General features: G+C 66.9%; 24 protein-coding genes and 1 pseudogene. 13 read left to right on the plus strand and 12 right to left on the minus strand.

Annotation, left to right across the window (positions count from 1 at the left end; genetic code table 11):
• The 5 genes and pseudogenes from ASD94_RS07230 to ASD94_RS07245 form a co-directional block, all read right to left on the minus strand.
• A pseudogene (locus ASD94_RS07230) lies at window positions 1–419 on the minus strand (electron transfer flavoprotein subunit beta/FixA family protein); the annotation flags it as partial.
• A complete protein-coding gene (locus tag ASD94_RS23485) occupies window positions 404–538 on the minus strand; it encodes a hypothetical protein (RefSeq protein WP_369818047.1) in 135 nt (44 codons plus the stop codon). The pseudogene ASD94_RS07230 and the gene ASD94_RS23485, both read right to left, overlap by 16 nt.
• A 226-nt stretch (window positions 539–764) precedes the next feature.
• Window positions 765–2,093 (minus strand): mechanosensitive ion channel family protein, encoded by a 1,329-nt coding sequence (locus ASD94_RS07235; protein ID WP_056640670.1) that lies wholly within the window; start codon window positions 2,091–2,093, stop codon window positions 765–767.
• Window positions 2,094–2,104: 11 nt separating this feature from the next.
• Window positions 2,105–2,890 (minus strand): enoyl-CoA hydratase, encoded by a 786-nt coding sequence (locus tag ASD94_RS07240; RefSeq protein ID WP_056640671.1) that lies wholly within the window; start codon window positions 2,888–2,890, stop codon window positions 2,105–2,107.
• Between the two features lie 115 nt (window positions 2,891–3,005).
• Entirely contained in the window at window positions 3,006–3,959 is a 954-nt protein-coding gene (locus ASD94_RS07245; protein ID WP_199226310.1) for a histone deacetylase family protein, read from the minus strand.
• Window positions 3,960–4,012: 53 nt separating this feature from the next.
• Between ASD94_RS07245 and ASD94_RS07250 the strand changes: the two genes are divergently transcribed.
• The 6 genes from ASD94_RS07250 (at window position 4,013) to ASD94_RS07275 (ending at window position 11,346) form a co-directional block, all read left to right on the plus strand.
• Window positions 4,013–4,933 carry a MoxR family ATPase gene (locus ASD94_RS07250; protein WP_056640673.1) on the plus strand — a complete coding sequence of 307 codons (921 nt, stop codon included), beginning with the start codon at window positions 4,013–4,015 and terminating at the stop codon, window positions 4,931–4,933.
• 3 nt (window positions 4,934–4,936) lie between these two features.
• Window positions 4,937–5,980 (plus strand): DUF58 domain-containing protein, encoded by a 1,044-nt coding sequence (locus ASD94_RS07255; RefSeq protein ID WP_056640674.1) that lies wholly within the window; start codon window positions 4,937–4,939, stop codon window positions 5,978–5,980.
• 115 nt (window positions 5,981–6,095) lie between these two features.
• Window positions 6,096–8,135 (plus strand): DUF3488 and transglutaminase-like domain-containing protein, encoded by a 2,040-nt coding sequence (locus ASD94_RS07260; protein ID WP_056640677.1) that lies wholly within the window; start codon window positions 6,096–6,098, stop codon window positions 8,133–8,135.
• A gap of 162 nt (window positions 8,136–8,297) precedes the next feature.
• Window positions 8,298–9,410: a lytic murein transglycosylase B gene (mltB, locus tag ASD94_RS07265; RefSeq protein WP_056640680.1), complete on the plus strand. Its 1,113-nt coding sequence runs from the start codon at window positions 8,298–8,300 to the stop codon at window positions 9,408–9,410.
• Window positions 9,411–9,586: 176 nt separating this feature from the next.
• Window positions 9,587–10,579: an ABC transporter ATP-binding protein gene (locus tag ASD94_RS07270; protein WP_056640685.1), complete on the plus strand. Its 993-nt coding sequence runs from the start codon at window positions 9,587–9,589 to the stop codon at window positions 10,577–10,579.
• 5 nt (window positions 10,580–10,584) lie between these two features.
• Window positions 10,585–11,346, plus strand: coding sequence for an ABC transporter permease (locus ASD94_RS07275; RefSeq protein WP_056640850.1), 762 nt, complete (start codon window positions 10,585–10,587; stop codon window positions 11,344–11,346).
• Window positions 11,347–11,406: 60 nt separating this feature from the next.
• On the opposite strand, the gene ASD94_RS07280 is transcribed toward ASD94_RS07275, so the two are convergent.
• The gene (locus tag ASD94_RS07280) at window positions 11,407–12,750 is read right to left on the minus strand and encodes a branched-chain amino acid ABC transporter substrate-binding protein (RefSeq protein ID WP_056640688.1); all 1,344 of its coding nucleotides are present in this window, start codon (window positions 12,748–12,750) and stop codon (window positions 11,407–11,409) included.
• A gap of 92 nt (window positions 12,751–12,842) precedes the next feature.
• On the opposite strand from ASD94_RS07280, the gene ASD94_RS07285 reads away from it, so the two are divergent.
• The gene (locus ASD94_RS07285) at window positions 12,843–13,241 is read left to right on the plus strand and encodes an Hsp20/alpha crystallin family protein (protein WP_056640689.1); all 399 of its coding nucleotides are present in this window, start codon (window positions 12,843–12,845) and stop codon (window positions 13,239–13,241) included.
• Window positions 13,242–13,371: 130 nt separating this feature from the next.
• On the opposite strand, the gene ASD94_RS07290 is transcribed toward ASD94_RS07285, so the two are convergent.
• From ASD94_RS07290 to ASD94_RS07310, 5 genes are all read right to left on the minus strand, one after another.
• Complete coding sequence (locus tag ASD94_RS07290; protein ID WP_056640690.1) at window positions 13,372–14,577, minus strand: ABC transporter permease; 1,206 nt, start codon at window positions 14,575–14,577, stop codon at window positions 13,372–13,374.
• On the minus strand, window positions 14,577–15,362 hold the full coding sequence (locus tag ASD94_RS07295) for an ABC transporter ATP-binding protein (RefSeq protein ID WP_056640693.1): 786 nt from the start codon (window positions 15,360–15,362) through the stop codon (window positions 14,577–14,579). The genes ASD94_RS07290 and ASD94_RS07295 overlap by 1 nt, the downstream gene beginning before the upstream one ends.
• A complete protein-coding gene (locus ASD94_RS07300; protein ID WP_056640696.1) occupies window positions 15,359–16,756 on the minus strand; it encodes an efflux RND transporter periplasmic adaptor subunit in 1,398 nt (465 codons plus the stop codon). Before ASD94_RS07300 ends, ASD94_RS07295 begins: the two co-directional genes overlap by 4 nt.
• Before the next feature lie 43 nt (window positions 16,757–16,799).
• The gene (locus tag ASD94_RS07305) at window positions 16,800–18,191 is read right to left on the minus strand and encodes an efflux transporter outer membrane subunit (RefSeq protein WP_056640699.1); all 1,392 of its coding nucleotides are present in this window, start codon (window positions 18,189–18,191) and stop codon (window positions 16,800–16,802) included.
• Between the two features lie 269 nt (window positions 18,192–18,460).
• Window positions 18,461–19,456 carry a helix-turn-helix domain-containing protein gene (locus ASD94_RS07310; RefSeq protein ID WP_056640703.1) on the minus strand — a complete coding sequence of 332 codons (996 nt, stop codon included), beginning with the start codon at window positions 19,454–19,456 and terminating at the stop codon, window positions 18,461–18,463.
• 215 nt (window positions 19,457–19,671) lie between these two features.
• Between ASD94_RS07310 and ASD94_RS07315 the strand changes: the two genes are divergently transcribed.
• From ASD94_RS07315 to ASD94_RS07340, 6 genes are read left to right on the plus strand one after another with little or no spacing between them, the layout of a single operon-like run.
• Window positions 19,672–20,880: an amino acid ABC transporter substrate-binding protein gene (locus ASD94_RS07315; protein WP_056640706.1), complete on the plus strand. Its 1,209-nt coding sequence runs from the start codon at window positions 19,672–19,674 to the stop codon at window positions 20,878–20,880.
• A 4-nt stretch (window positions 20,881–20,884) separates the two neighbouring features.
• A complete protein-coding gene (locus tag ASD94_RS07320) occupies window positions 20,885–21,763 on the plus strand; it encodes a branched-chain amino acid ABC transporter permease (RefSeq protein WP_056640709.1) in 879 nt (292 codons plus the stop codon).
• Entirely contained in the window at window positions 21,760–22,692 is a 933-nt protein-coding gene (locus ASD94_RS07325) for a branched-chain amino acid ABC transporter permease (RefSeq protein WP_056640712.1), read from the plus strand. Before ASD94_RS07320 ends, ASD94_RS07325 begins: the two co-directional genes overlap by 4 nt.
• Complete coding sequence (locus ASD94_RS07330) at window positions 22,685–23,446, plus strand: ABC transporter ATP-binding protein (RefSeq protein ID WP_056640715.1); 762 nt, start codon at window positions 22,685–22,687, stop codon at window positions 23,444–23,446. The genes ASD94_RS07325 and ASD94_RS07330 overlap by 8 nt, the downstream gene beginning before the upstream one ends.
• Complete coding sequence (locus ASD94_RS07335; RefSeq protein ID WP_056640716.1) at window positions 23,443–24,153, plus strand: ABC transporter ATP-binding protein; 711 nt, start codon at window positions 23,443–23,445, stop codon at window positions 24,151–24,153. The genes ASD94_RS07330 and ASD94_RS07335 overlap by 4 nt, the downstream gene beginning before the upstream one ends.
• 50 nt (window positions 24,154–24,203) lie before the next feature.
• Window positions 24,204–25,655, plus strand: coding sequence for an aldehyde dehydrogenase (locus ASD94_RS07340; RefSeq protein ID WP_056640719.1), 1,452 nt, complete (start codon window positions 24,204–24,206; stop codon window positions 25,653–25,655).
• A 230-nt stretch (window positions 25,656–25,885) separates the two neighbouring features.
• Here ASD94_RS07340 and tsaD read toward each other — a convergent pair whose 3' ends face one another.
• On the minus strand, window positions 25,886–26,926 hold the full coding sequence (gene tsaD / locus ASD94_RS07345; protein ID WP_056640720.1) for a tRNA (adenosine(37)-N6)-threonylcarbamoyltransferase complex transferase subunit TsaD: 1,041 nt from the start codon (window positions 26,924–26,926) through the stop codon (window positions 25,886–25,888).
• Between the last annotated feature and the right edge of the window lie 18 nt (window positions 26,927–26,944).

The raw sequence follows: 26,944 nt of genomic DNA on the forward strand, positions 1-26,944 counted from the left end.
GCAGCCAGTTCGACCTTGTTGGCGAACGTGGCCTGGGGCAGGTCGGCCAGGGCCGCCAGCATCTGGCCGGTCTGGTTGGCGTCGTCGTCGATGGCTTGCTTGCCCAGGATGATGAGACCGGGCTGCTCTTTGTCCACCAGGGCCTTCAAGAGCTTGGCCACGGCCAGGGGCTGCAGTTCGGCATCGGTCTCGACCAGGATGGCGCGGTCGGCGCCGATGGCCATGGCAGTGCGCAGGGTTTCCTGGCATTGGGCCACGCCGCAGGAAACAGCGATGACTTCGGTCACCAGGCCTTTTTCTTTCAGGCGCACGGCCTCTTCAACGGCGATTTCGTCAAAGGGGTTCATGCTCATCTTCACGTTGGCGATGTCCACACCCGTGTTGTCCGACTTCACGCGGACCTTCACGTTGTAGTCCACCCGTCAAAGGGGTTCATGCTCATCTTCACGTTGGCGATGTCCACACCCGTGTTGTCCGACTTCACGCGGACCTTCACGTTGTAGTCCACCACGCGCTTGACAGGGACCAAGACCTTCATTGCTGCGGCTCCTAGAGAGTTGGTTGAATTGACGTTTACGTAAACTAGAACATTCTATGTCGCACTGCAGCGAAAGCGCTACGGAGCCACCACACAGACGGCACAATCACAAAAAAAGAACGATCGTGCTTTTTGTGAATTATAGGCGAGTGCACAAGGCCAGTGTCTAGAGTGGGCTGTCGCCTGCGCTACCGGGCACCCACGAGGACATCGGCGTGCCCCCGGCTCAGCCCGCAGAAGCGGGTGCTGGCGCGGGAGTCCCGCCCGGCGACATCGCAGCCGGGACTGCGCCATCGACCTGGACATGCATGACCCGCTGGGGATAGGGAATTTCGATCTGGTGGGCCCGCAGCGCACTCAGGATGGCCCGGTTGATGTCCGAGCGCAGTCCCAACGACCCATTTTCAGGGTCCGCAATCCAGAACCCCACGGTGAACTCCAGCCCATCAGCACCGAAGGCTGACAACGCCGCACTGGGGGCCGGGTCACGCAGCACCCGCGGGCTGGCCAGGGCGGCGTTGGTGAGCAACTGGGCCACCTGGTCCACATCGCTCTCGTAGGCCACACTGACCACGGTGGACATCCACACGCGCGGGTCCGACAGCGACAGGTTTTCCACCCGCTGGGTAATCAGGAGCTCGTTGGGCACGATGGACTCGCGGCCCGACGGCGAACGGATGACGGTATAGCGGGCATTGATCTGCGTGATGCGCCCCTCGAACGTGTCGAGCTTGACGTTGTCTCCAATGCGCATGCTGCGCTCGGCCAGGATCACAAACCCGCTCACATAGTTGGCCGCCAGCTTCTGCAGGCCAAAGCCGATGCCCACGCCGACCGCACCACCCAGCACCGACAGCGCAGTCAGGTCGATGCCCACCGACGACAAGGCCACCAGCAAGCCCACAAACACCAGCAGCGCCCGCACCGCATTGCTCACTGCCTTGCGCAGCGACAGCTCGGCCCCCGTGGCCGAGCGCAGCAGGCGCGACTCGATGGCCGCCGAGATCCACAAGGCAATCAGCAGCACCGCTGCGGCGGTGACCGCCCCTTCGATGATGGTGCGCACCGACAGCGTCGCCCCGCCCACCTTCCAGTGGATCTGGTCCAGCTCGTCCAGCACCAGCGGCAGCAGCCCGGTGACCCACAGCACCATGCCCAGCCACGCCATCCAGGAGATGGAGCGCTCGATGGGCCGCACCCAGGCAGCGTCCGGGTAGGCCACCTGCAGCACCTTCACGCCGATGCGAATGACCACCAGCGCTACCAGCACGGGGATCGCAATCTTGAATGCCGCCAGCGCCACCCAATGGTGCAGCAAGGTGCGCGCGATGTAGGCCAGGCTCAGCAGCACCAGCGGGAACAGCGCGCCGTCCACAATCCGCACCCCAAACAGGATCGAGCGCGGGTCGCCTCGGCGCAGGCCGCGCTGCAGCAGCGCCACCAGCCCCCAAGCCAGGCCCACGCAGACGGCCAGAACGGCCAGCTCCACCAGCACCGTGGGGCTGAGAAAGGCCTGCACCCACAGGCCCACGTCGTCGAGCATCGGCTTGTCCATCGTACGAGGCCTCAACGCTTCCAGGCGGGCTGGCGCTTCTCGGCAAACGCACGGGCGCCCTCCTGGGCGGCCTCGTCCATCATGTTGGTGGCCATCGTCTGGCCGGCCAGCTGGTAGGCGGCATCGATGCCCAGCTCGCGCTGCTGGTACACCAGCGCCTTGCCCATGGCCACAGCCACGCGCGGCTTTTGGAGGATGGATTGCACCAGTTGCTCGACTTCGGCATCCAGCGCGTCGGCGGGCACCACGCGGTTCACCAGCCCTTGCGCCAGCGCGGTGGGCGCATCGATGAAGTCACCGGTGAGCAGCATTTCCATTGCCCGCTTGGCAGGCACATTGCGCACCAGCGGCACGCTGGGCGTGGCACAGAACAGACCGTAGTGAATACCGCTGGTCGCAAAGCTCGCGCTGTCGGCCGCCACGGCCAGGTCACACTGCGCCACCAGCTGGCACCCCGCAGCCGTCGCCATGCCCTGCACCCGCGCAATGACAGGCACGCTGAGCTTGTGGATGGTCAACATCATGCGGCTGCATTGTGCAAACAGCTTCTGGTAATACGCCAGCTCCGGGTGGGCCGCCATGTCCTTGAGGTTGTGGCCCGCGCAAAACGCCTTGCCGGCTGCCGCCAGCACCACCACACGCACCGACTCGTCGCGGCCAGCATCGTCCAGCGCCTGCTGCAGGGCTGTGAGCATCTCGCTGCCCAGCGCGTTGAAGCGGGCAGGGTCGTTCAGGGTCAGGGTGACTACGCCGCGTGTGTCGCGGGCAATGTGCAGCAGATCATTGGAATTCGTCATCATTCTTCTCCAGTGTTTTGCATGACCGGCACCGCCGAAACCGGCAGGCCTCCAGGCCAGCGCTGCCGTGGAGGCAGTCTTGCCAGAGCACCGGTAGCGCCCTCCGTCAGGGGGCTCACAGATCCGCCAGGACTCGCAGATGCGCTTCCACACTGCGCGCCAGGGGCCCCATCACATAGCCACCCTCCAGGCACGACACGATGCGGCCTTTGGAGTAGCGCCGGGCCACGTCCTTCACGCGCTGGGTGATCCAGGTGTAGTCCTGCTCGGTCAGGCCCAGCTGGCCCATGTCGTCCTCGCGGTGGGCATCAAAGCCCGCGCTCACAAAAATCATCTCGGGCTTGAAGGCCTCCAGCCGGGGCATCCACATCATCTCGATGATCTCGCGGATGTCCATGCCGCGCGTGTAGGCCGGCACGGGCACGTTGACCATGTTGGGGGCGGGATCGTGGTCGCCGCTGTAGGGGTAGAACGGGTGCTGGAAGATGCTCACCATCAGCGCACGCGGGTCATTGGCCAGGATGTCTTCGGTGCCATTGCCGTGGTGCACGTCAAAGTCCACCACCGCCACGCGCTGCAGGTTGTAGCGCTGCAGCGCATATTTCACCGCCACCGCCACGTTGTTGAAAAAGCAAAAGCCCATGGCCTTGTCGCGGCAGGCATGGTGCCCTGGGGGGCGCACGGAACAGAACGCATTTTCGACCTCGCCCGCCATCACCGCATCGGTGGCAGCTAGCGCGGCACCTGCGGCACGCAGGGACGCCTTCCAGGTATGGGCATTGATGGAGGTGTCGGTATCGATCTGCGCGTAGCTCGGGCCGCCAGCCATCAGCTCTTCGTTGAGCCGGTCGGACAGGCCACGCAGTGCCGCAATGTGCATGCGGCCGTGGGCCAGCTCGATGTCGGCCAGGGAGGCCTCAGGGGCCTCGTAGCGCTCCAGCGCGTCACCCACGCCGGTGACCAGCAAACGGTCTTCAATCGCATCCAGCCGCTCGGGGCATTCGGGGTGGCCCGGGCCCATCTCGTGCTTCCAACAATCCCGGTGGGTGAAATAGCCCGTCTTGCTCACAGTCTTGTCCCCGCGTCTCGCATTTTTTGCCGTTTTTCGGATAACGTCGTGCCATGAATGCACAGCACAAGATCAAATCGCTCCTAGATCAGCTTAACACGGTGATCGTGGGCAAAAAGGCCCAGGTTCAGGACTGCGTGGCCTGCCTGCTGGCGGGGGGCCACCTGCTCATCGAAGACGTGCCTGGCGTGGGCAAGACCACACTGGCGCACGCGCTGTCCCACACCTTCGGGCTGCAGTTCTCGCGCGTCCAGTTCACTGCGGACCTGATGCCCAGCGACCTGACCGGCGTGTCGGTATACGAACGCGGCAAGGAAGCCTTTGTGTTCCACCCCGGCCCGGTGTTTGCCCAGGTGCTGCTGGCCGACGAGATCAACCGCGCCAGCCCCAAAACGCAGAGCGCCCTGCTCGAAGCCATGGAAGAAAAGCAGGTCTCGGTCGAGGGCGAAACCCGCGCCCTGCCCCACCCCTTCTTCGTGATCGCCACCCAGAACCCGCACGACCAGCTGGGCACCTTTGCGCTGCCTGAGTCGCAGCTTGACCGCTTCTTGATGCGCATCTCCATCGGCTACCCCGACCGCGCCGCAGAGCGGCTGCTGCTGTCGGGCGACGACCGGCGTGACATGGTGAGCAGCCTGCTGCCCCTGCTGTCCGCCGAGGAGCTGGCCGAACTGCAGCGCCAGGTGCAGGCCGTGCACACCGCCGATCCGCTGCTCAACTATGTGCAGGACCTGATCGCCGCCACCCGCTCGGGCCGCTGGTTCTTGCAGGGCCTGTCGCCCCGCGCGGGCATTGCGATGCTGCGCGCGGCCAAGGCCCAGGCCCTCATCAGCGGGCGCGACTATGTGGCGCCGGACGATGTGCAGGCCGTGCTGCCGCAAACCATTGCCCACCGCCTGGTGCCCGTGGGCGACGCCGGGCGCGGCGCGGTCGAGCAGGTGCGCGCCATGGTCGACGCCGTGCCGCTGCCCTGACCAATGGAATCCGCCGCCCACCCATCCCTCGCAACGCCCACGGGCTGGCGCAGCCTGGCCGCGCGGCTCAGCCCCGTGGCGCGCCTTCGCAGGCGCTTCCAGCGCTGGTGGCAGGCACGCCTGCCGCTGTCCGACACGCTGCAGCTCACCCAGCGCAATGTCTACATCCTGCCCACCGGCTCGGGCTGGATGCTGGCGCTCACGCTCGTGGTGCTGCTGGTGGCCTCCATCAACTACCAGCTCAACCTGGGCTACCTGCTGACCTTTTTGCTGGCGGGCAGCGCGGTGGTGGGCATGCACATCTGCCACGCCAACCTGCGCGGGCTGACGCTGCACCTGAAAGCGCCCGAGCCGCATTTTCTGGGCACCAGCACGGCGTTTGAGATCCAGCTGTCCAGTGATCGCAAGTCGCCGCGCTATGGCATTGCCCTGGCGGTGCACGGCGCCGGCAAGGCCGAACACCACTGGGCCTGGACCGACGTGCCTGCCCAGGGCCAGGCCAGCGTGCAGGTCGCCTTCCAGCCGGGTCGCCGGGGGCTGCACCGCGTGCCCACCTTGACGGCCGAGACGCGGTTTCCGCTCGGCACCTTCCGCGTGTGGACCTACTGGCGCCCCGCTGCCGAGGTGCTGGTGTACCCGGCACCCGAAGTGCCGCCGCAGCCCCTGCCACCGGGCGAGCCCCGCGCCGGGGGCACGGGCAATGCGCCGTCGCAGGGCATTGGCGAATTCGACGGTGTACGGGCCTACCGGCGGGGCGACCCGCTCAAGCTGGTGGTCTGGAAGAAGGCCGCCAAGTCGCTGGCCACCGGCACCGACGATCTGGTGAGCCGTGACGCGCAACAGGCGCAGCGGCACGAGCTGTGGCTGGACCTGGCCCACGCCGCCCTGCCCAACCACGAGGCACGCGTGTCGCGACTGACGGCTTGGGTGCTGCAGGCCGACCGCCTGGGCCTGGACTATGGCCTGCGCTTGCCCAGCACCGAGATCGCGCCCGACACCGGTGCGGCCCACCGCCGCCGCTGCCTGGAGGCATTGGCCCTGTGTTGACCCGCTGCCGCTTAATTCAGTCCATATTGGCCACAAGCGCATGTTCATATTGCCTTAATAGCTATCAAATTAGTAGCAAAATGAAATCCATCGCCCTCCACACCGCCGCGCAGCCATGACCCTGCGTCAGACGCTCAACGCACTGCCGCGCGACGCGCGCGACACGCTGTTCCTGCTGGTCGTGATTGCGTGGGTCATCGCCCCGCAGGTCAACGTGTTGCCCGCCTGGGCGAGCCTGCTGGCGGCCGGATTGATGCTGTGGCGCGGCTGGCTGGCCTTCAAGGGCCGCCCACTGCCCGCACGCTGGGTGCTGGCCATTCCGCTGGTGCTGGCTGTGGCAGGCACGCTGTACACGCACCGCACCATCCTGGGCCGCGACGCGGGAGTAACGCTGATCGTGATGCTGCTGGCGCTCAAGATGCTGGAGCTGCGCGCACGGCGCGATGCGCTGGTGGTCTTCTTCCTGGGCTTCTTCACGATGCTCAGCAACTTCTTCTTCTCGCAGTCGCTGTTCACGGCCGCCGCCATGCTGGTGGCGCTGCTGGGGCTGCTCACGGCCCTGGTCAACGCCCACATGCCCGTGGGGCGGCCTCCCCTGTCGCAAGCGCTGCGCACGGCGGGCACCATGGCGCTGCTGGGCGCGCCCATTATGGCGGCGCTGTTCATGCTGTTCCCACGCATGGCGCCGCTGTGGGGCATGCCCAGCGACACCATGAGCGGGCGCAGCGGCCTGTCGGGTGTGATGAAGGTCGGCAACATTGCCGAGCTGGCGCTGGACGACACCGTGGCCATGCGCGTGCGGTTTGACACTCCTGACGGCGCCGCGCCTCCCCAAAGCGATCTGTACTTCCGCGGCCCGGTGTTCGGTACCTTCGACGGTGTCGAGTGGCACCCGGTATCGCCCCGCCCGGGCGACTTGTCGCAGGCGCGCGCCAGCACTGCGGCCAACCTGCGCGTGCGCGGCCAACCCGTGCGCTACGAAGTGACGCTGGAGCCTCACCAGCGCCCCTGGCTGCTGCTGCTGGACGCCGCCGTGGACAAACCTGCCGTCGCGGGCATGGACACCTTCATGACGCAGGACCTGCAGTGGCTGACCAGCCGTGCCATCAACGACGTAGTGCGCTACAAGGCAGAAAGCTATACGCAGTTCGAGCATGGCCCCAGTGCCCCCAACGCGGCTCTGCGCGTCTACACCGAGCTGCCTGCGGGCTTCAACCCCCGCACGCTGGCGTTGGCGCAGGAGCTGCGCAGCAACCCGCAGCTCAACCCCAACCCTTCGCAGGACAACGCCGAGGCGCTGGTCAACGCCGCCCTGACCCGCCTGCGCACTGGCGGATACGTGTACACGCTGGAACCCGGCGTGTACGGCCAGCACACAGCCGACGAGTTCTGGTTTGACCGCAAGGAGGGGTTTTGCGAACACATTGCCTCGGCCTTTGTGGTGCTGATGCGCGCGCTCGACATTCCGGCCCGCATCGTCACCGGCTACCAGGGCGGCGACCGCAACCCCGTGGACAAGCTCTGGACCGTGCGTCAGAGCGACGCCCACGCCTGGGCCGAAGTCTGGCTCTCCGGCCGGGGCTGGGTGCGGGTGGACCCGACGGGCGCGGTGTCGCCCGGTCGCACCGGCGCCTTCCAGCGGCTGCGCGCGCCCCAGGGAGCCTTTGCCACTGCCATGGGCACGGTCATCAGCCCGGGCGTCGCGCAGAACCTGCGCGCCGTGTGGGAGGCCGTCAACAACAGCTGGAACCAGTGGGTGCTCAACTACACCCAAAGCCGCCAGCTGGACCTGCTCAAGTCTCTGGGCTTTGAGTCGCCCAGCTGGCAGGACCTGACCATGGTGCTGGGCATCCTGATCATCGTGGCAGCGCTTGGGGGCATGGGCTGGAGCCTGTGGGAGCGCAGCCAGCACGACCCCTGGCTGCGACTGCTCTCCCGAGCGCGCCAGCGCCTGGCTCGCGCCGGGCTGGTGGTGCCCGACACCCTGCCGCCGCGGGCCATGGCTGAGCGGGTGCAGGCACAATTCGGCGCACCCGCTGCGCCGGTAGCCGACTGGCTGCTGCGGCTGGAGCGCCTGCGCTACGCCCCCCACCCCGAGGCCGCCCTGGGCGATTTGCGGCGGGAATTCCGCAGCATTGCCTGGCCGAAGCAGTGAAGCATCCCCCTGAGCGGCTGCGCCGCCTCCCCCTTCTCTCGCGCTTTGCGCGGGAAGGGGGACGATGCCCTCGCTGCGGGGCGGCCCTTGCTTGGCATCCCTGGTCTTGGAGCGCGCCGGTATCGGACGCTCGAGGGAGCCACAACATGACGAACCATTGACATGAAGAAGACAGCACCATGGACCGCAGCAGCTATTTTTTTGATAGCTGCCTGTGCATTACCCGCTAGCGCAAAGCCCGAAAACCAGTCCAAACCAGCAGCCCAGAAGGCTCATGCCAAAGCCGGCCAGGCCCACCAGGGGCGGGCCAGTGCCAAGGCCCCGGTGCTCTATGCATCGCGCCCCGAGGCCATGGACTTTGCCGACGACCTGGCCGCGCGCCGCGACCTGGACCGCGAATGGGTGCGTCAGGCCATCGGCCAGGCGCATTTTCTGCCCCAGGTGCCGCGCCTCATGCTGCCTCCGGCCAAGGGCACGGCCAAGAACTGGCGTGTGTACCGCAGCCGTTTCATCGACCCCATTCGCATCCGTGCAGGCGTGCGTTTCTGGCAGGAAAACCAGGCCACGCTGGAGCGTGCCGAACGCGAGTTTGGCGTGCCCGCCGAGATCATCGTGGGCATCATCGGGGTGGAGACCATCTACGGCCAGCAGATGGGCACCTTCCGCGTGATGGACGCACTGGCTACGTTGGCGTTTGACTTCCCCTCGGCCCACCCGCGCGCCAAGGAGCGCACCGAGTTCTTCCGCCGCGAGCTGGAGCAGTTCCTGAGCCTCACCAACCGCAGCAATACCGACCCCTTCGAGCCACGCGGCAGCTACGCTGGCGCCATGGGCCTGGGTCAGTTCATGCCATCGAGCTGGGTGCGCTACGCGGTGGACTTTGATGGCGACGGCCGCGTGGACCTGTTCAAAAGCCCGGCCGATGCCATTGGCTCGGTGGCCAACTACTTCCGCGGCCACGGTTGGACGCCCGGCATGCCCACGCACTATGGCGTGCAGTTCGACAATGCGCGCCTGCAGCTGGACGACCTGCTCGCGCCCGACATCCTACCCACCTTCAGTGCCGCCAGCATGCAGGTCAAGGGCGCCGTGCTGGATGCCCAGGGTGCGCAGCACACGGGCCCGCTCGCACTCGTGGAGCTGCAAAACGGCAGCGAGCCCGCCAGCTATGTGGCGGGCACCGAGAACTTCTATACGGTCACGCGCTACAACTGGTCCAGCTACTACGCCATGGCCGTGATCGAGTTGGGGCGCGAGGTGGCGGCGGCGCGCTGACCGCTAACCCACTGCCGCGAACCACTCGCTAAACGGCTGAACCCGGGGAGGCTCTGCGGGCACGGAGCCCGCGCCCAGCACGCTTGCGCAAGTCAGTCCACAATGCCCGGCTTTGACCGCTTGCACAGCGGCCCGGCCAAGGCGGCGCGCCCTGGTCCTCCAAGAGAACCTTCCCCATGCCTGCATCACCTTCTCCAGCACCCGACCCGGACGCCATCGTCCGCGTACGCGGCCTGAGCAAAACCTACGCCGGCGGCTTTCAGGCACTCAAGAACATCGACCTGGACATCCGGCGCGGCGAGATCTTTGCCCTGCTGGGCCCCAATGGCGCGGGCAAGACCACGCTGATCAGCGTGATTTGCGGCATGAGCAATGCCACGGCAGGGTCCGTCACGGCAGATGGGCACGACACGGTACGCGACTACCGCGCAGCACGTGCTGCGATTGGCCTGGTGCCCCAGGAGCTGCACACCGACTCGTTCGAGACGGTGTGGGCCACGGTGAACTTCAGCCGTGGGCTTTTCGGCAAGGCCCCCAACCCCGCGTACATCGAGAAGATCCTCAAGGACCTGTCGCTGTGGGACAAGAAGGACAACAAGATCCTTGCGCTGTCGGGCGGCATGAAACGCCGCGTGCTGATCGCCAAGGCACTGTCGCATGAGCCCAAGATTTTGTTCCTCGACGAACCCAGCGCGGGTGTGGATGTGGAGCTGCGCCACGATATGTGGCGCCTGGTGCGGGCGCTGCGCGACGCGGGCACCACCATCATCCTGACCACCCACTACCTGGAAGAAGCCGAGGACATGGCCGACCGCATCGGCGTGATCCGCAAGGGCGAGTTGATCGTGGTGGAAGAAAAGGCCGTGCTGATGCGCAAGCTGGGCAAGAAGGAACTTGCCATCACACTGCAGCAGCCCATGGAGCAGGTGCCCGCAACGCTCGCCCGCTGGCCGCTGTCTTTGAGCCAGGGCGGCACCGTGCTGACCTACACCTTCGACACGCAGCGGGAAAACACCGGCATCGCCGCCCTGCTGCGCGCCCTGACGGAGCACGGCATCGACTTCAAGGACCTGCATTCCAGCGAAAGCTCGCTGGAGGACATCTTCGTGAGCCTGGTGCACCAGGACAAGGCCCCCACCCCTTCGGCCCAGAAAGCGATCCCAGCATGACCGGTGTGAACCTGCATGGCGTGCGCGCCATCTACCGCTTTGAGATGAACCGTGCCTTCCGCACATGGATGCAGAGCCTCATTGCGCCGGTGCTCACCACCGCGCTGTACTTCATCGTCTTCGGCTCCGCCATCGGCTCGCGCATGGGCGACATCGGCGGGGTGAGCTATGGCGCCTACATCATCCCCGGCCTGCTCATGCTGTCGCTGCTTTCCGAGAGCATTTCCAACTCGGCCTTCGGCATTTACATGCCCAAGTGGTCGGGCACCATCTACGAGCTGCTGAGCGCGCCCGTCAACTGGGTGGAGGTGCTGCTGGGCTACGTGGGCGCGGCAGCCAGCAAGTCGCTGCTGGTGTCGGTGCTCATCCTGTCCACCGCCCGGGTGTTCGTTCCGTACGAGGTGGCGCACCCTGTGTGGATGGTGGGCTTTCTGGTGCTCACGGCCGTCACGTTCTGCCTGTTCGGCTTCCTGATTGGCCTGTGGGCCGATAGCTTTCAGAAGCTGCAGGTGATCCCGCTGCTGGTGATCACGCCGCTCACCTTTCTGGGCGGAGCGTTTTACAGCATCAGCATGCTGCCGCCTTTCTGGCAGACCGTGTCGTTGTTCAACCCGGTGGTTTACCTCATCAGCGGGCTGCGGTGGGCGTTCTATGGCCACGCCGACGTGCACATTGCGGTGAGCACCAGCATGACGCTGGTGTTCATGGCCCTGTGCCTCACCGTGGTGTGGTGGGTGTTCAAGACCGGACACCGTATCCGGCGCTAAGCGCCGTCGCCCCGGTCGCCCCGGCCGCCCGGGGCGGACCCACGCATCAGTAGCGCTGCATCAATAACGCTGCATTTGGCAGCTGTGCGGCTGCTGCGCCTTGGCCGCTGCAATCTGCCGCACCACGCGGAAGCCGTAGCCCGAGCCTTCCACGTCGAACTTCACGCCAGGCGCGCCTTTCTTGTCCATCACGCCCACCGCCAGCGCCTGCTGGAACTGGTGGTCAGCCGCGCGCATGGTGCCGCCCTGGCCGGCCAGCTGCACGTTGGCCGACTCCATCTGGCGCGCAACGGCCACTACATCGGTGCTGCCCGCACGCTCGATGGACTGGGCCAGCGCCTCCACCATCAGCTGCATGCGCATGTGCACATAGTCGTCCTGCGGCTTGGGAAAGCGTGTACGAAAGGACTGGTAGAACGCCTCGCTCTGCGCCCCTGGCACATTGGGCAGCCAGTCAGCAACGGCCACCACCTTGCCGATGCCTGCGTCGCCAATCGCAGCGGGCGCACCCAGCGCGTTGCCGTAGAAGGTGTAGAAGCTGCCCTCGTAGCCCACGTCCCGCGCGGCCTTGACCAGCAGCGTGAGATCGTTGCCCCAGTTGCCGGTGACCACGGCCTGCGCGCCACTGCTCTTGATCTTGACAGCGTAGGGGGCAAAGTCCTTCACGCGGCCGATGGGGTGCAGCTCTTCGCCCACCACGGCCACATCGGGGCGCTGGACGGCCAGCTGCTTCTTGGCCTCGCGCAGCACGGCCTGGCCAAAGCTGTAGTCCTGGCCGATGAGGTACACGCTCTTCAAGGCCTTGTCCTCACGCATCACCTCCATCAGCGCGGCCATGCGCATGTCGGCATGGGCATCAAAGCGGAAGTGCCAGAAGCTGCACTTCTCGTTGGTGAGGATGGGGTCCACCGCCGAGTAGTTGAGGAACAGCACGCGCTTATTCGGCTCACGCTCGTTGTGCTTGTTGATGGCCTCGATCAGCACGGCGGCCGTGGACGACGAGTTGCCCTGCAGGATGACCTGCGCACCATCGTCGATCGCAGCGCGCAGCGCGGACAGGGCTTCTTCGTTCTGGCCCTTGCTGTCATAGCGCTCCAGCACCAGCGGGCGGGGGCCACCGCTACCGGCAGGCAGCTGCACGCCGCCGCGCGTGTTCACGCGCTCCATGGCCCAGTAGATGTTGCGGTACACGGCCTCGCCGGTGTTGGCGAACGGGCCCGAGAGGCTTTCGATGAGTGCCAGCTTGACCGGCTTGGCCTGGGCCACGGCGGCGGGGGCTGGCGCCTGCGCCTGCGCGGCGGGCGCCAACGCCACGGCACCGGCGAGGGCCACTGCGGCCGCCCAAACGGTGTGACGTAATGCCGCAGCGCCTGATTTCAAGCCCACGGATTGCAATTTATTCATGGCATTTTTCCCTTGAAATGCGGCGTGGCCGCACACACCTCTCTGCCATGCGGCGACCACGTCGAGAGCCGCGCAGTGTATAGGAGTTACCCATGATCTTCGCCCCCGTGATCCGCCGCGCCGCTTATGCCCAAGCCCCCCGTTCCGCCGACCTGGCGCTGCAACGTTTTCTGATGGGCGCGCTGGCACAGCCTGCATCCGCAGCGGTAGCACCCGCCGCCGGCTGCACCGTGACGCAGGACGAAAAAGCCACCACCCTGCAGCTGGACGTGCCCGGCCTGGCCCGCGAACAGCTCTCAATCAGCATTGAAGGCCAGGTGGTGCAGGTGCAAAGCGTGGACGGCGCACCGCGCAAGGTGCAGCGTGCGTGGGAGCTGCCCACCGAGATCGATGCCAGCGCCAGCACCGCCAAGCTGGAAAACGGTGTGCTGACCCTGACGCTGGTCCGCCTGGAGCCCGTGAGCAAGGCCACCACGCTGACCATTCACTAAATCTGGCCGTTCCCCAAGCGATGGCGCGTGACGGCCATCGCTATATTTTCAATAGCAATCAAGGCATGATGCACTGGCGCTTCATGCCTTTTTTGCTTGTATTTCCGCTCAGAACTCCCTGCAAACGCCCTCACTCATGCCGCAGCGCATCGATGGGGTCCATGCGCGCCGCACGCCGCGCCGGGAAATAGCCAAACACCACACCAATACCGGCGGAGAACAGGAACGACAGCAGGTTCACCCCCGGGTTGAACAGGTAGGGCACCCCCATCAGCCCCGACAGCGCGAGCGACGCGCCCGTGGCCAGCACGATGCCGATGAGCCCGCCCAAGGCGGCCAGCACCACGGCCTCGATCAGGAACTGCAGCAGCACCTCGCGCTCCAGCGCGCCAATGGCCAGGCGCAGGCCGATCTCGCGCGTGCGTTCGGTCACGCTCACCAGCATGATGTTCATGATGCCGATGCCGCCCACCAGCAGGCTCACCGCCGCCACCGCGCCCAGCAGCGTGGTCAGCACCTTGGTGGTGCCCGAGAGCGTGTCGGCCAGCTGCTTGGTGTCGAGCACGTTGAAGTTGTCTTCGTCCGAGTCCGACAGTTTGCGCAGCTCGCGCAGCAGTTGCGTGAGGCTGGCCTTCACCCGCTCGGGGTCGCTGCCATCCTTCATCGACACCAGCAGCGTGTTCACCCGCGTGTTGCCGGTCACACGGCGCTGTAGCGTGCGCAGGGGCACCAGCACAGTGTCGTCCTGGTCGTTGCCAAACGCGCCCTGCCCTTTGGACGCCAGCACGCCCACCACTTCGCACGAAAACGCCTTCACGCGCAGCTGGCCGCCCACGGGATCGGCGGTGCCAAACAACTCCCGCCGCACGGTCTCGCCGATCAGGCAGACGGCAGCGCCCGCGCGCAACTCAGCATCGGTAAAGACGCGGCCAGTGCGCACCGTCCAGTTGCCGGTCTCCAGCCAGGCGTTGGTGCTGCCGATCACACTGGTCGTCCAGTTGCGCCCGCCCACCACAGCCGTGGCGGCAGCACGCGCCTCAGGCGCCACGGCCAAGATGCCGCCGATCTGCTGCGCGATCACGTCGGCGTCGGTGTCCTTGAAGGCCGGGGCGCCCGTGCCGCCGCCGGGCCCCATGCGCTGGCCGGGGCGCACCTGCAGCAGGTTGGTGCCCAGGCCCGAGATCTGGTTCTGGATGGCCAGCGTGGCGCCGTTGCCCAGCGTGACCATAGTGATCACGGCGCTCACGCCGATCACGATGCCCAGGATGGTGAGGAACGAGCGCATGAGGTTACGCCGGATGGAGCGTAGCGCCAGCAGCAGGGTGTTGAGCAGCATCAGTGGCCTCCTGCATCCGAGCTGACCACAGCCGCTGCGGTCGATGCCTTCGATACCGCATCCGCGTCCAGCCCCTTGGGGTGCGGGTTGGCCGCATCGCTGTCCACCACCCCATCCACAAACCGCACGATGCGCCGCGCATACTGCGCCATGTCGGGCTCGTGCGTGACCATCAGCACGGTGATGCCGTGGTCGGCGTTCAGGCGCCACAGCAGCTCCATGATCTCGACGCTGCGTTGCGTATCGAGGTTGCCGGTGGGCTCATCGGCCAGCAGCACATCGGGCTCGGTGACGATGGCGCGCGCAATGGCCACGCGCTGCTGCTGCCCGCCCGACAGCTCGGCGGGCGTGTGGTGCTCCCAGCCCTTGAGGCCCACCGCATCCAGTGCCCGGGCCGCAGCCGCATGGCGCGCCGCGGCCGACTCGCCCCGGTACAGCAGGGGCAGCTCCACGTTCTCTTGCGCCGAGGTGCGCGCCAGCAGGTTGAAGCCCTGGAACACAAAGCCAAAGTAGCGCCGTCGCAGCCGCGCCCGCTCGTCGCGCGAGAGCGATTCCACATGCACGCCCTTGAACAGGTATTCGCCCGTGGTGGGCCGATCCAGGCAGCCCAGCGTGTTCATGGCCGTGGACTTGCCCGAGCCGCTGGGGCCCATGATGGCCACGAAGTCGCCCTGCGCAATGTCCAGGTCCACGCCCTTCAGGGCCTGAAAGGCCAGCGCCCCTTCGCCATAGACCTTGGTCACGCCGCGCAGGCGGATGATGGGGGTGTCGCCCGCCACGCTCATGGCTTGGCCCCGGCTGCGCGCTGGTCGGTGATCACGGCCATGCCGGGCGTGAGGCCGTCGCCCGTGACCTCGGTATGGCGGCCATCACTGATGCCCACCTGCACGTCAATGGGCTTGGCCGTGCCCTCCTGCAGCACCCACACCTGTCGCGTCTTGCCCGCGCCATCACCTGCCTCGCCCCCCGCACCCGGTTTGCGTGGGCCCGAGCCCGAGCGGGGCATGCGCGGCATGAGCTGCGACATGATGCCGCCACCACTGCCGCTGCCCGATGCGGCAGGCTTGGCGCCAACCGCCCCGGGTTTCGCATCGGCCCCGGCAGCCTGCGCGGGCGTGAAGCGCAGCGCCGTGTTGGGCACCAGCAGCACGTCCTTGCGCTCGGTGGAAGTGATGGTGGCCGCCGCCGTCATGCCGGGGCGCAGGCTCATGTCGCTGTTGTTCACCTCCAGCCAGGTGATGTAGGTGACCACGTTGTCCGTCTTGGTGGAGCCAAACGACACGCGCGTGACCTGGGCCGGGTAGCGGCGAGAGGGGTAGGCGCTGACCGTGAAGCTCGCGTCCTGCCCCACCTTGACCGAGCCCACATCGGCCTCGTCCACGCTCACATCCAGCCGCAGCCGCGTGAGGTCTTCGGCCACGGTGAACAAGGTCACCGCCTGCAGCGATGCGGCCACCGCATTGCCGGGTTCTACCGTGCGGGTCAGCACCACGCCGTCGATGGGCGAACGGATGGAGGCCTTGGACAAATTGGTTTCGTCGGTGGACAGCGCGGCGCGTGCGTCTTCCACCGTGGCACGCGCACTGGTTTCGTCGGCGCGGGCGCGGTCCAGCGTGGCGCGGCCTGCGTCCAGCTCGGAGGCTGAGGGCACCTTGCCGCCGGACAGGCGGGCGACTTCTTCGAGCCGACCAAAGTTGGCAATGGCTTCCTTGGTGGTGGCCACGGCCTGGGCCAGGCGGGCCTGCGCCGACGCGAGAGAGGCACGCGAGCGCAGCACCTGCGCTTCGAGCTTGGCGGTGTCCAGCTCTACCAGCAGCTGCCCCTTCTTGACCTTGTCGTTCACATCCACCAGCACATTGCGCACCGTGCCCGACAACTCGCTGCCAATGGTGACCGAGCGCGTGGGCTGCAGCGTGCCATTGGCCGACACAGTGAGTGTGAGATTGCCCCGGCGCAGCTCTTCGGTCACATAGGTGGGTGCAGTGCTGGCGCTCTGGCGCGATTGCCAGGCGTACAAGCCACCGCCCACCACGACGAGCGCCGCCACCCCCAGCCACACGGTGGTGCGCTGCCACCAACGGCGGGGCCGGTCGGCGCCCAGCAAGGCGCTCAGGTCAGCGGGTGCCGTGTTGGCGGGCGTAGCGGAGGTAGAAGTCACGGAGGTTTCGGTATTGGGCATGGGAGGTGATTCAGAAAATGGGGCAGGCAGCGGGGCGACGGGGCTATGGGGCCGGCTGCCATCCGCCCCCGAGCGCCTTGTAGAGGCGCACATGGTCTGCCGCGACAGCAGCCGTGGTGGTGGCCACGCTCTCTTGGGTGGACAGCAGCGTGCGCTGGGTCTCCAGCACCGCCTGAAAGTCGATGAGCCCGCTGCTGTAGCGCTGCTGCGCCAGCAGGGCGGCGTTGCGAGCAGCGTCTGCGGCGGCCGTGAGGCGTTCCAGCTTTTCGCGGTCGCCGCGCAGGGCCACCAGCGCGTTCTCCACATCCTGCAGGGCCGTGAGCACCGTGGATTCGTAGGCCACGCGGGCCTGCTCCAGCGCGGCAGACTGCACCCGCACCTGCGCGCGGGCGGCGCCACCGTCGAGCAGCGGAATGGATACGCTGCCCAGCAAGGCACTGGTCACCGCACTGCCACCCGATAACGCCCCGAGCGTGAGGGCACGCAGGCCCAGCGAGCCACCGAGGGAGAAGCTGGGGTAGCGCGCCGCATCGGCCTGCGACACGCGCGCCAGGGCGGCGGCAATGCGTTGTTCGGCAGCCCGCACATCGGGGCGCTGGCGCAGCGTCTCGGCCGGTATCGCCAGCGCCAGTTCTGCCGTGGGCTGCGGCACGGGCGCGCTGGCGGCTAGGGTGGCGTCGAGCGCCCCAGGCACCTGGCCGGTCAGCACAGCCAGGCTGTAGCGCGACTGCGCCAGGCTGGCTTCGAGCGAGGGAATCTGCGCGGCCGTCTGCTCGGCCGCTGCGAGGGCCTGCTCGGTGACGAGCGAGGTGGTCAGCCCCGCCTGCAGGCGCCACTGCGTGAGCTGCAGGGTCTCCTGCTGGCTGGCCAGGTTGCTGCGCGCAATGGCCAAACGCTCCTGCAGCCCGCGCAGCTCGATGTAGTTGACGGCCACCTCGGCAGCCAGCGACACCTGCACGTCGGCCAGGCTGGCCTCTGCCGCGCGCGCATCGGCCTCGCTGGCGCTCACGCCGCTGCGCACGCGGCCAAACACATCGGGCTCCCAGCTTGCGTCAAAACCGGCCTGGAAGGTGTTGCCTGTGCTGTTGTTCGCCCGGCTGCGCTGTGCCGAGGCAGATGCACCCACGCTGGGCAGCAGGCCAGCCGATTGCACGTCCACCTGAGCACGCGCTTGCTGCAAGGCGGCCTGAGCGGTGCGCACGCTAGTGTTGGCCTTCAAGGCCTGCTCCAACAGTGTGGTGAGCAAGGGGTCATTCAGGCGCTGCCACCATTGCGCAAGATTGAATCCCTGCGGGGTGGCTACGGCGCCTTGTGGACCACTTGTGCCCGCTGCCGACCAGGCCGCGGGAACGGCCACCACGGGCGGGGTCCCGTCCAGCGGGGCGAGGCTGGCGCATCCGGTGGCGGCCAGCACGACGCACAGCGTCAGGGCCATGTGCCGCCAGGGCACATCGTGCGATGGACTCAGGGGACGCTGAGGGCGCAGGGGGCGCGCTGCCCGGGCAGTGGGCGCAGCGGCTGGAGAGGCCGGGTGGATAAAACGCATGGGCTGTAGCGGCGCAAGGGAAAACCCCATTGTGAGCAGCGATTGCGCACAAAAGGTACCCCGTGGGTCAAGCCAGCGTAAAGAAATGATGCAACGCACCAACCACCGCGCCGCGCCGCGCCCGCGGGCGGCTACGCCACCGGCCCCGCATCCACCGCTCAATGCGCAAGCAGCGGTGGATCGAGCAACACCATGGAGGGCCCCCACGCCCTGGCGCGGTACTCACTGGGGCTGCAGCCCACATGCGCACGAAACGCCCGGCTGAAATGCGCGCTGTTGCTGAAGCCCCAGGACAGCGCAATGTCGGTGACGGAGCGCTGCGCGTGCGCCGGGTGGCGCAGGTCGCGCAGGCAGGCCTCCAGGCGGCGACGCTGGATCATCGCGGCCAAGGTTTCTTCGTCATCCGACACCGCGTTGTACAGGTGCCGCTTGCTGCAGTTGAGCGCCTGGGCCATGCGGTCGATGGTGAGGTCGGGGTCACCCAGGTGGCGGTCAATGTACTGGCTGATGCGGTCGCGCAGCGCCTCGCGCTGCGACAGCAGGCTTTGCTGGCCATTGCGCTCCAGCAGCGACAGCTGCACCAGGTGCGTAATCACATCGGCCACGCCGTCGGCGGCGGCGTCGGACATGGTGGGCAGTTCACAGAAGGCGGCGCGCATGGTGTCCCACGCCAGACGCGATACGCCCGATGTGCCCGAAAAGCGCTGCACCATGAGGTCGTCGAGCTTGAGCTTGCGCTCGGGCAGTTGCTCCTTGGGGATCATCAGCACCATCTGGCGCACGGCTTCGGGGTTGCTCACCGCGTAGGCGCGCGTGGTGTCGTACACGCTCCATTCGCCGGGCGACAGCCACACCTGGCGGCCGTTCTGCTCAAAGCAGGCGCGCCCTTCGAGTTGGGCCACCACCTTGATGTAGGCGCGGTCGCTGCCGCGGATGAGGCTGGGCGTGCGCACCACGCGGTGGCGGCTCACGTCCAGCTGGCACAGGTTCACGTACCCCGCCTGGCCCGAGGTGATGTGGCCCGCAAACGCCTCGTCGCCAAACGCATCGGACTCCAGCCCGCCAATGAGGCGCCATACCGCATCGCCCCACAGGTGCAGGCGGTCGCGCGGTGCCACGGTATCGGTGGATACCTCCATCAGGGGGTGGGCCATGGTGTCTCCAGGTCAGCGGCTGGCGCCACTGGTCGTGCAGCGATTATCGGACGCACGCTTTGTCCCGCGCCCACTGTGGAAATCCGGGTAAACCCGCTGCCGCCTGCACGCTGAGGCAAGCGTTTTGTGCACGCTGAGCGCAGCAGGCGCCAGCCCCTCTGCCTACGATCCCCGCACGGTCTGCACCACGCAGGCTCCATCCGAGGAGACACACAATGACAGCACACCAACCCTCCAAGCGCCAGTGGATCAAAGGCGCCGCCGCTACGGTCGGCACCCTGGCCGTGGCCCCCCAGCTGTGGGCTCAAACCGGCAGCGCAGCCCCCATCCGCATCGGCTATGCCATCGCCCGGACAGGCCCGTGGGCGGCCGGCGCGCAGGTGAGCCAGGAGCCCAACTACCTGCTGTGGGCAGAGCAGGTGAACGCAGCGGGTGGCCTGAGCGTCAAGGGCACCAAGCGCCCCATTGAACTCATCGGCTACGACGACCGAAGCGAGACGGAGACCTGCGTGCGCACCTACGAAAAGCTCATGGGCAGCGACAAGGTGGACCTGATCCTGCCGCCCTGGGGTTCGGGCGCCAACTTCGCCATTGCACCGCTGGCCAACCGCTTCGGCTACCCGCTGCTGGCGCCCACGGCGCTGTCGCGCAAGCTGATCGACATGAACCTGCCCTACTTCTTCTCGCTGCTGCAGCAGCCCGACAAGATGATGGGCGCGCTGGTGGAGATGCTGGTGGCCAACAACGTCAAGACCATTGCCATCGTCTACATGGACGACCTGTTCGGCCTCGAAAACTTTGCCGCGCTGAACAACGCGCTGAAGAAGACCAGCATCCAGGTGCTGGAGCGCAAGAGCTACCCGCTGGGCGTGAAGGATCTGGCGCCCGTGCTGCGTGGCATCAAGGACCAAAACCCCGACGCCTTCATCGGCATCACCTACCCGCCCGACACCATCCTGGCCAGCCGCCAGGCACGCGAAGTGGGGCTGAACCCCAAGTTCTTCTACGCCTCGGTGGGCACGGCCTTCCAGCTCTACAAGAACGTGATGCAGGCCAACACCGAGGGCGTGATCGGCATGGGCTCGTGGAGCGTGAAGGCCAGCCCCGAGGCCAAGGCGTACTTCGACGCCCACGTGAAGAAGTTCAACAAGGAACCCGACCGCTGGGCCAGCGGCCACGCCTGGGCGGGCCTGCAGATCCTGCAACAGGCCGTGGAAAAGGCGGGCCTGGACCGCAAGGCGCTGCGCGAGCACATCGCCAAGAACGAGTTCCAGACCATCCTGGGTGGCATTCGATTCCAGGGCAGCGAGAACGCGTCCATCCCAGGAACCGTGAGCCAGTGGCAAGGCAGCGATTTCGAGGTCGTGTGGCCTAAGGACCGTGCCACAGCGCAGCTGAACACATCCAAACCAGCCTGGAAATAACACTGTGTCTCTGACTTCCTGGGCCGAACTGGTCGCCAGTGGCCTCATTACCGGCGGTATCTACGCGCTGGTGGCCATGGGCCTGAATCTGCAGTACGGGCTGATGCGCATCATGAACATCTCGCATGGCGAGTTCCTGATGCTGGGCGCCTTCCTCACCTGGTCGGCGCACAGCCTATGGGGCATCTCGCCGCTGCTGCTGATGCCGCTGGCTTTCATCGCGCTGTTCGCTCTGGGCGTGGTGGTGCATGCGCTGTGCTTCAAGCGCTTGGCCGCCCGCGCGCCCAATGTGGACGTGTTCGAGGCGCGCAGCCTGATGGTGGGCTTTGGCCTGATGTTCCTGGTGCAGAACACCGCCCTGCTGATCTGGGGCGGCGACCTGCGCGGGTACGAATACCTGGCCGACCCGGTGCAGATTGCGGGCATGCGCTTTACTGAAAACAAGCTGGTGCTGTTCGGCGTGGCGCTGGCGCTGTCGGCCGGGTTGATCGCGCTGCTCAAGCTCACGCTGCTGGGTAAGGCCGTGCGGGCGCTAATGCAGTCGCCCACGGGCGCGCAGCTGGTGGGCATCAACACCCGGCGCCTGCACCCCATGATGTTTGGCATTGGCCTGGGCCTGTCGGGCGTGGCGGGGACGCTGCTGTCCATGACGTATGAGATTTCGCCATCCATGGGCGAGCCCTATACCGTCACGGCGCTCATCGTCATCACGCTGGGCGGCTTTGGCAGCCTGGCGGGCAGCCTGGCCGGGGGCCTGCTGCTGGGCGTGGTCGAAGCCTTGGGCATGCACTTCAGCAGCCCGTCTCTCAAGATGCTGCTGAGCTATGCAGTGTTCATCGGCGTGCTCATCTGGCGCCCCAACGGACTGTTCTCGAAAAAATGACTTCCTTACATTCCAACAAGCCCTGGCTGGCGCTGGCTGCGGGGGTGGCGGTGGTCGCCACCCTGCCGTGGCTGGTGTCCGAGTTCATGGCCTCGGTGCTGCTCAGTTGCTTGATGTACATCGCGCTGGCGACCAGCTGGTCCTTGTTCTGCGGTGCCACGCGCTACCTGTCGCTGGCCACCTCGGCCTTCTTTGGTGTGGGTGCGTACACCAGCGCGATGCTGCTGGGCGTGCTGCCCTGGCCGCTGGTGATTCTGAGCGGCGCGCTGATCGCCACCATCGTGGCCGTGGTGATGGGCGCAGCGGTGCTGCACCTGCGCGGCACCTACTTTGCGGTGCTGACCTTCGGCATGACGGAGCTGATCCGCCACGCTGTGACCTTTGTCGAAAAGCAGGTGTCGGGCACCGTGGGCCGCGTGCTCACGGTGGTGCCCAGCAACGAGACGGTGTACCTCACGGTGCTGCTGATTGCGGCGGGCGCCATTGCCACGGCGATTGCCATCCAGCGCAGCCGCTTTGGCCTGGCGCTCTCGGGCATTGGTGCCGACGAGCAACGCGCACAGACGCTGGGCGTGGACACGCGCCTGGCAAAGATCATGGGCTTTGGCATCACCGCCGCCTTTGCAGGCGCCGTGGGCGCGGCCATGGCCGTGCGCTGGACGTACATCGAACCTGCGGCCGTGTTCAGCCCCTTCATCGGCTTCCAAACGGTGCTGATCGCGCTGATCGGCGGCGCCACCAGCCTGGGCGGCCCCATCCTGGCGGCCATCGTGTTCAGCCTGCTGGCCGAAACGCTGCGCCTGCAGCTGCCCTACGGCTACATGATGGTGCTGGGACTGCTGCTGATTTTGTGCGTGATGTACCTGCCCAACGGCCTGGCCACGCTGTGGCAACGGCGCAAACCTGCGGCGGAGGCACGCCATGGCTGAAGCCCTGTTGACCATCGACGCCGTGACCGTGCGCTTTGGCGGCCTGACTGCTGTGGATGGGGTGAGCGCCACGCTGCACACGGGTGAGCTGATTGGCATCATCGGCCCCAACGGCGCGGGCAAGACCACGTTCTTCAACGCCATCTCGGGCGTGCAGCCGCCCACCTCGGGCACGTTGGTGAGCGGCGCCGACAACCTCACCGGCAAGGGCCCGCACCACTATGCGGCCCACGGCATTGCGCGCACCTTCCAGACGCCGCGCGTGTTCCCCGACATGACGGTGCGTGACAACGTGCGCTTTGGCATGCAGTTCGCAGGCCGCCACCGCCAGGGGCCCGAAGGCCTGCGTAGCGAGGAGGAAATTCTCTCCATGTTGGGCCTGGCGCACCTGGCCGACCGCCCCGCCGCCGACGTGACACCGTCGCAGCAGCGCTTGCTGGAGATCGGCATGGCCCTGGGCACGCGCCCGCGCCTGCTGCTGCTCGACGAGGTGGCTGCGGGCCTGACCGAATCCGAAGTAGATGCCATGGCCCAGCGCATCCGCCGCCTGCGGGATGACTGGGGGCTGACGGTGGTGTGGATCGAGCATGCGGTGACCACGCTGCTCAAGTATGTGGAGCGCGTGCTGGTGCTGCACCAGGGCCGCAAGATTGCCGACGGTACACCCGCCGAGGTGGTGCGCGATCCGCAGGTGATCGAAGCCTATCTGGGTGACGAAATGGCCAGCGGCAAAGAACAAGGAGCCACGGCATGAGCGGCGCCCACCTCACCGTGCAGAACCTGACCACGGGCTACCACGGCTTTCAGGTGCTGCAAGACCTGTCGCTGCAGGCCGCGCCCGGCATCACCGTCATCGTCGGTCCCAACGGCGCGGGCAAGACCACGCTGCTCAAGGCGCTGGCCGGGCTGCTGCCGCGCACAGGCACCGTGGCGCTGGACGGCAGCGATCTGCCCGCGATGAACGCCACCGCCTGCGTGCAGCGCGGCCTGGCCCTGGTGGCCGAGGGCCGCCAGCTGTTCCCCCAAATGACGGTGACCGAGAACCTGGAGCTGGGCGGCTGGCTGGCGCCCTCACGGGTGCGTGCCGAGCGGTTGCACCGGGCGTTCGAAGACTTCCCTCGCCTCAAGGAACGCGCCACGCAGCTCGCGGGCACCATGAGCGGCGGCGAGCAGCAAATGGTGGCCGTGGCCCGCGCCATGATGAGCGGCCCGCGCCTGCTGATGCTGGACGAGCCCTCGCTGGGCCTGGCACCGCGCATGGTCGATGAATTGCTGGCCATCGTGCAGCGCATCGCCGCGCAGGGCGTGACGGTGCTCATGGTCGAACAGAACGTGCGTAAGGCGCTGCAGATTGCGCAGCGCGGCTATGTGCTGGAGCGCGGACGCATCGTGGCCTCAGGCGAAGCATCGACCCTGCTGCAATCCGACGTGGTGCGCCAGGCCTATCTCGGCGTCGCTTGAATACCTCTTCCGACCCTTTTTCATCTGTTCTTTTTCAGGAGCTTTCATCCATGACTGCCATTTCCATGCTGATCAACGGCGAGCGCGTGCAAGCCACCGGCGGCGCCACGTTTGAGCGCCGCAACCCGCTCGACGGATCGGTCGCCACCACGGCCCCCGCCGCCAGCGTGGCCGATGCCAAGGCCGCTGCCGACGCGGCTGCCAAGGCCTTCCCGGCCTGGTCCGCCCTGGGCCCCAACGCCCGCCGCGCGTTGCTGCTCAAGGCCGCACACGCGCTGGAGGCCCGCACGGCCGACTTTGCGGTGGCCATGGCGGCCGAGACCGGAGCATCCGGCATGTGGGCCGGCTTCAACGTGCACCTGGCCGCTGGCCTGCTGCAAGAAGCCGCCGCGCTGACCACGCAGATTGCGGGCGAGGTGATTCCGTCCGACGTGCCCGGCAGCCTGGCCATGGGCGTGCGCCAGGCGGCGGGCGTAGTGCTGGGCATTGCACCGTGGAACGCCCCGGTCATCCTCGGCGTGCGCGCCATCGCCACGCCACTGGCCTGCGGCAACACGGTGATCCTGAAAGGCTCGGAGCTGTGCCCTGCCACGCACGGCCTCATCATCGAGGCACTGCAGGAAGCCGGTCTGCCCGCTGGTGTGGTGAACTTTGTGACCAACGCCCCGGCCGACGCCGGTGCAGTGGTCGAGGCCATCGTGGCCCACCCGGCGGTGCGCCGCATCAACTTCACCGGCTCTACCAAGGTGGGCCGCATCATTGCGCAGACCTGCGCCAAGTACCTCAAGCCCGTGGTGCTGGAGCTGGGCGGCAAGGCGCCGCTGCTGGTGCTGGATGACGCGGACATCGACGCCGCCGCGGCGGGCACCGTGTTTGGCGCCTTCGCCAACTCGGGCCAGATCTGCATGTCCACCGAGCGCATCATCGTGGACAACGCCGTGGCCGACGAATTTGTGGCCAAGCTGGGCGCGCGCGCGAAGGCACTGCCCCTGGGCGACCCGCGCAAGGGCCCGGTGGTGCTGGGTTCGGTGGTGGACATGGCCACGGTGCACCGCTGCAACGCCCTCATCGACGATGCACTGGCCAAGGGCGCGAAGCTGGTCTGCGGCGGCAAGAGCGACAGCACGCTCATGCAGGCCACGGTGCTCGACCATGTGACGGCCGAGATGGACATCTACCGCGAGGAATCGTTCGGCCCCGTCAAGCCTGTGGTGCGCGTGAACGGTGTGGAAGAAGCCATTGCCTGCGCCAACGACAACGAGTTCGGCCTGTCATCCGCCGTGTTCAGCCGCGACGTGGCCAAGGCCTGGAACGTGGCCGCGCGCATCGAGTCAGGCATCTGCCACGTCAACGGCCCCACGGTGCACGACGAAGGCCAGATGCCGTTTGGGGGCGTGAAGAGCTCGGGCTACGGCCGCTTTGGCGGCATGGCCGGGGTGCGTGAGTTCACCGAACTACGCTGGGTGACGGTGCAGACCACGCCACGCCACTATCCGTTCTAAACATCAAAAAAGATAGCAGCTAGCGCATGATTTACCTGCGCTAGGGACCCTCTGCACGAATCTCGCTGGCCAAGTGAGCGCAGCGGATCGGGAGGGTCTGCAAGGCGCAAAACACAGCAATAGCCGTAGCTATTGCGAGTATTTGCAACGCGGCAGACCGCCCGAGGCCCCTGATGCACACGGCGCGCTGATTCGTGCAGAGGGTCCCTCGCTGCCTTTTTTATTCAGAATCACACCGTGATGGCATCCAGCGGCCAGCGCGGCTTCACGTCAAAGGCGTACTCGGTGCTGGCCTGCTGCTGCCCGGCCTGCAGGCGCATCGCAGCAGCCATGGCGATCATGGCGCCGTTGTCGGTGCACAAGTGCAGTTCGGGGTAATGCACGCGCACCTTGGCCGCCGCGCAGGCGGCGTTGAGCTGGGCGCGCAGGTGCCGGTTGGCTCCCACCCCACCGGCCACCACCACGCGCTTGAGGCCCGTCTGCTTCAGAGCGGTCAGCGTCTTCTTCACCAGCACGTCGACAATCGCGGCCTCGGTGCTGGCCGCCAGATCAGCCTTGCGTGCTTCCAGCTCATCGCCCAGCTTCTTGGCCTGCGTGAGCACCGCCGTCTTGAGCCCGGCAAAAGAGAAGTCGAGGTTGCCGCTGTGCAACAGTGGGCGCGGCAGCTTGAAGGCCGCCGCATCGCCTTGTTCGGCCAGCCGGGACAGCGCCGGGCCACCGGGGTAGCCCAGGCCCATGAGCTTGGCAGACTTGTCGAACGCCTCGCCTGCCGCATCGTCAATGGTTTCGCCCAGAATTTCGTAGCGGCCCACGCCGTCCACGCGCATCAGCTGCGTGTGGCCGCCTGAGACCAGCAGGGCCACAAAAGGGAATTCAGGGGGGTCGGCGCTGAGGAAGGGCGACAGCAAATGCCCCTCCAGGTGGTGCACGCCCAGCACCGGCTTGTCCAGCGCTGCGCCCAGCGCGCAAGCCACACCCGCCCCCACCAGCAGCGCACCGGCCAGGCCCGGGCCGCGCGTGTAGGCCACCACGTCCACGTCCGCCAGCGTCTGGCCGGACTCAGCCAGTACCTGTGTGGCCAGCGGCAGCACGCGGCGAATGTGGTCGCGGCTGGCCAGCTCGGGCACCACGCCGCCATAGGCCTGGTGCATCTCGATCTGGCTGTGCAGCGCGTGCGACAGCAGCGTAGGCACGGCATTGCCCGTGGAACGGACCAATGCCACGCCGGTTTCGTCGCACGAAGATTCAATACCCAGGATCAGCAAGCTCATGCCCCGAGTGTAAAACCC

Source organism: Acidovorax sp. Root70 (assembly GCF_001428225.1).
Taxonomy (GTDB): Bacteria; Pseudomonadota; Gammaproteobacteria; order Burkholderiales; family Burkholderiaceae_C; genus Acidovorax.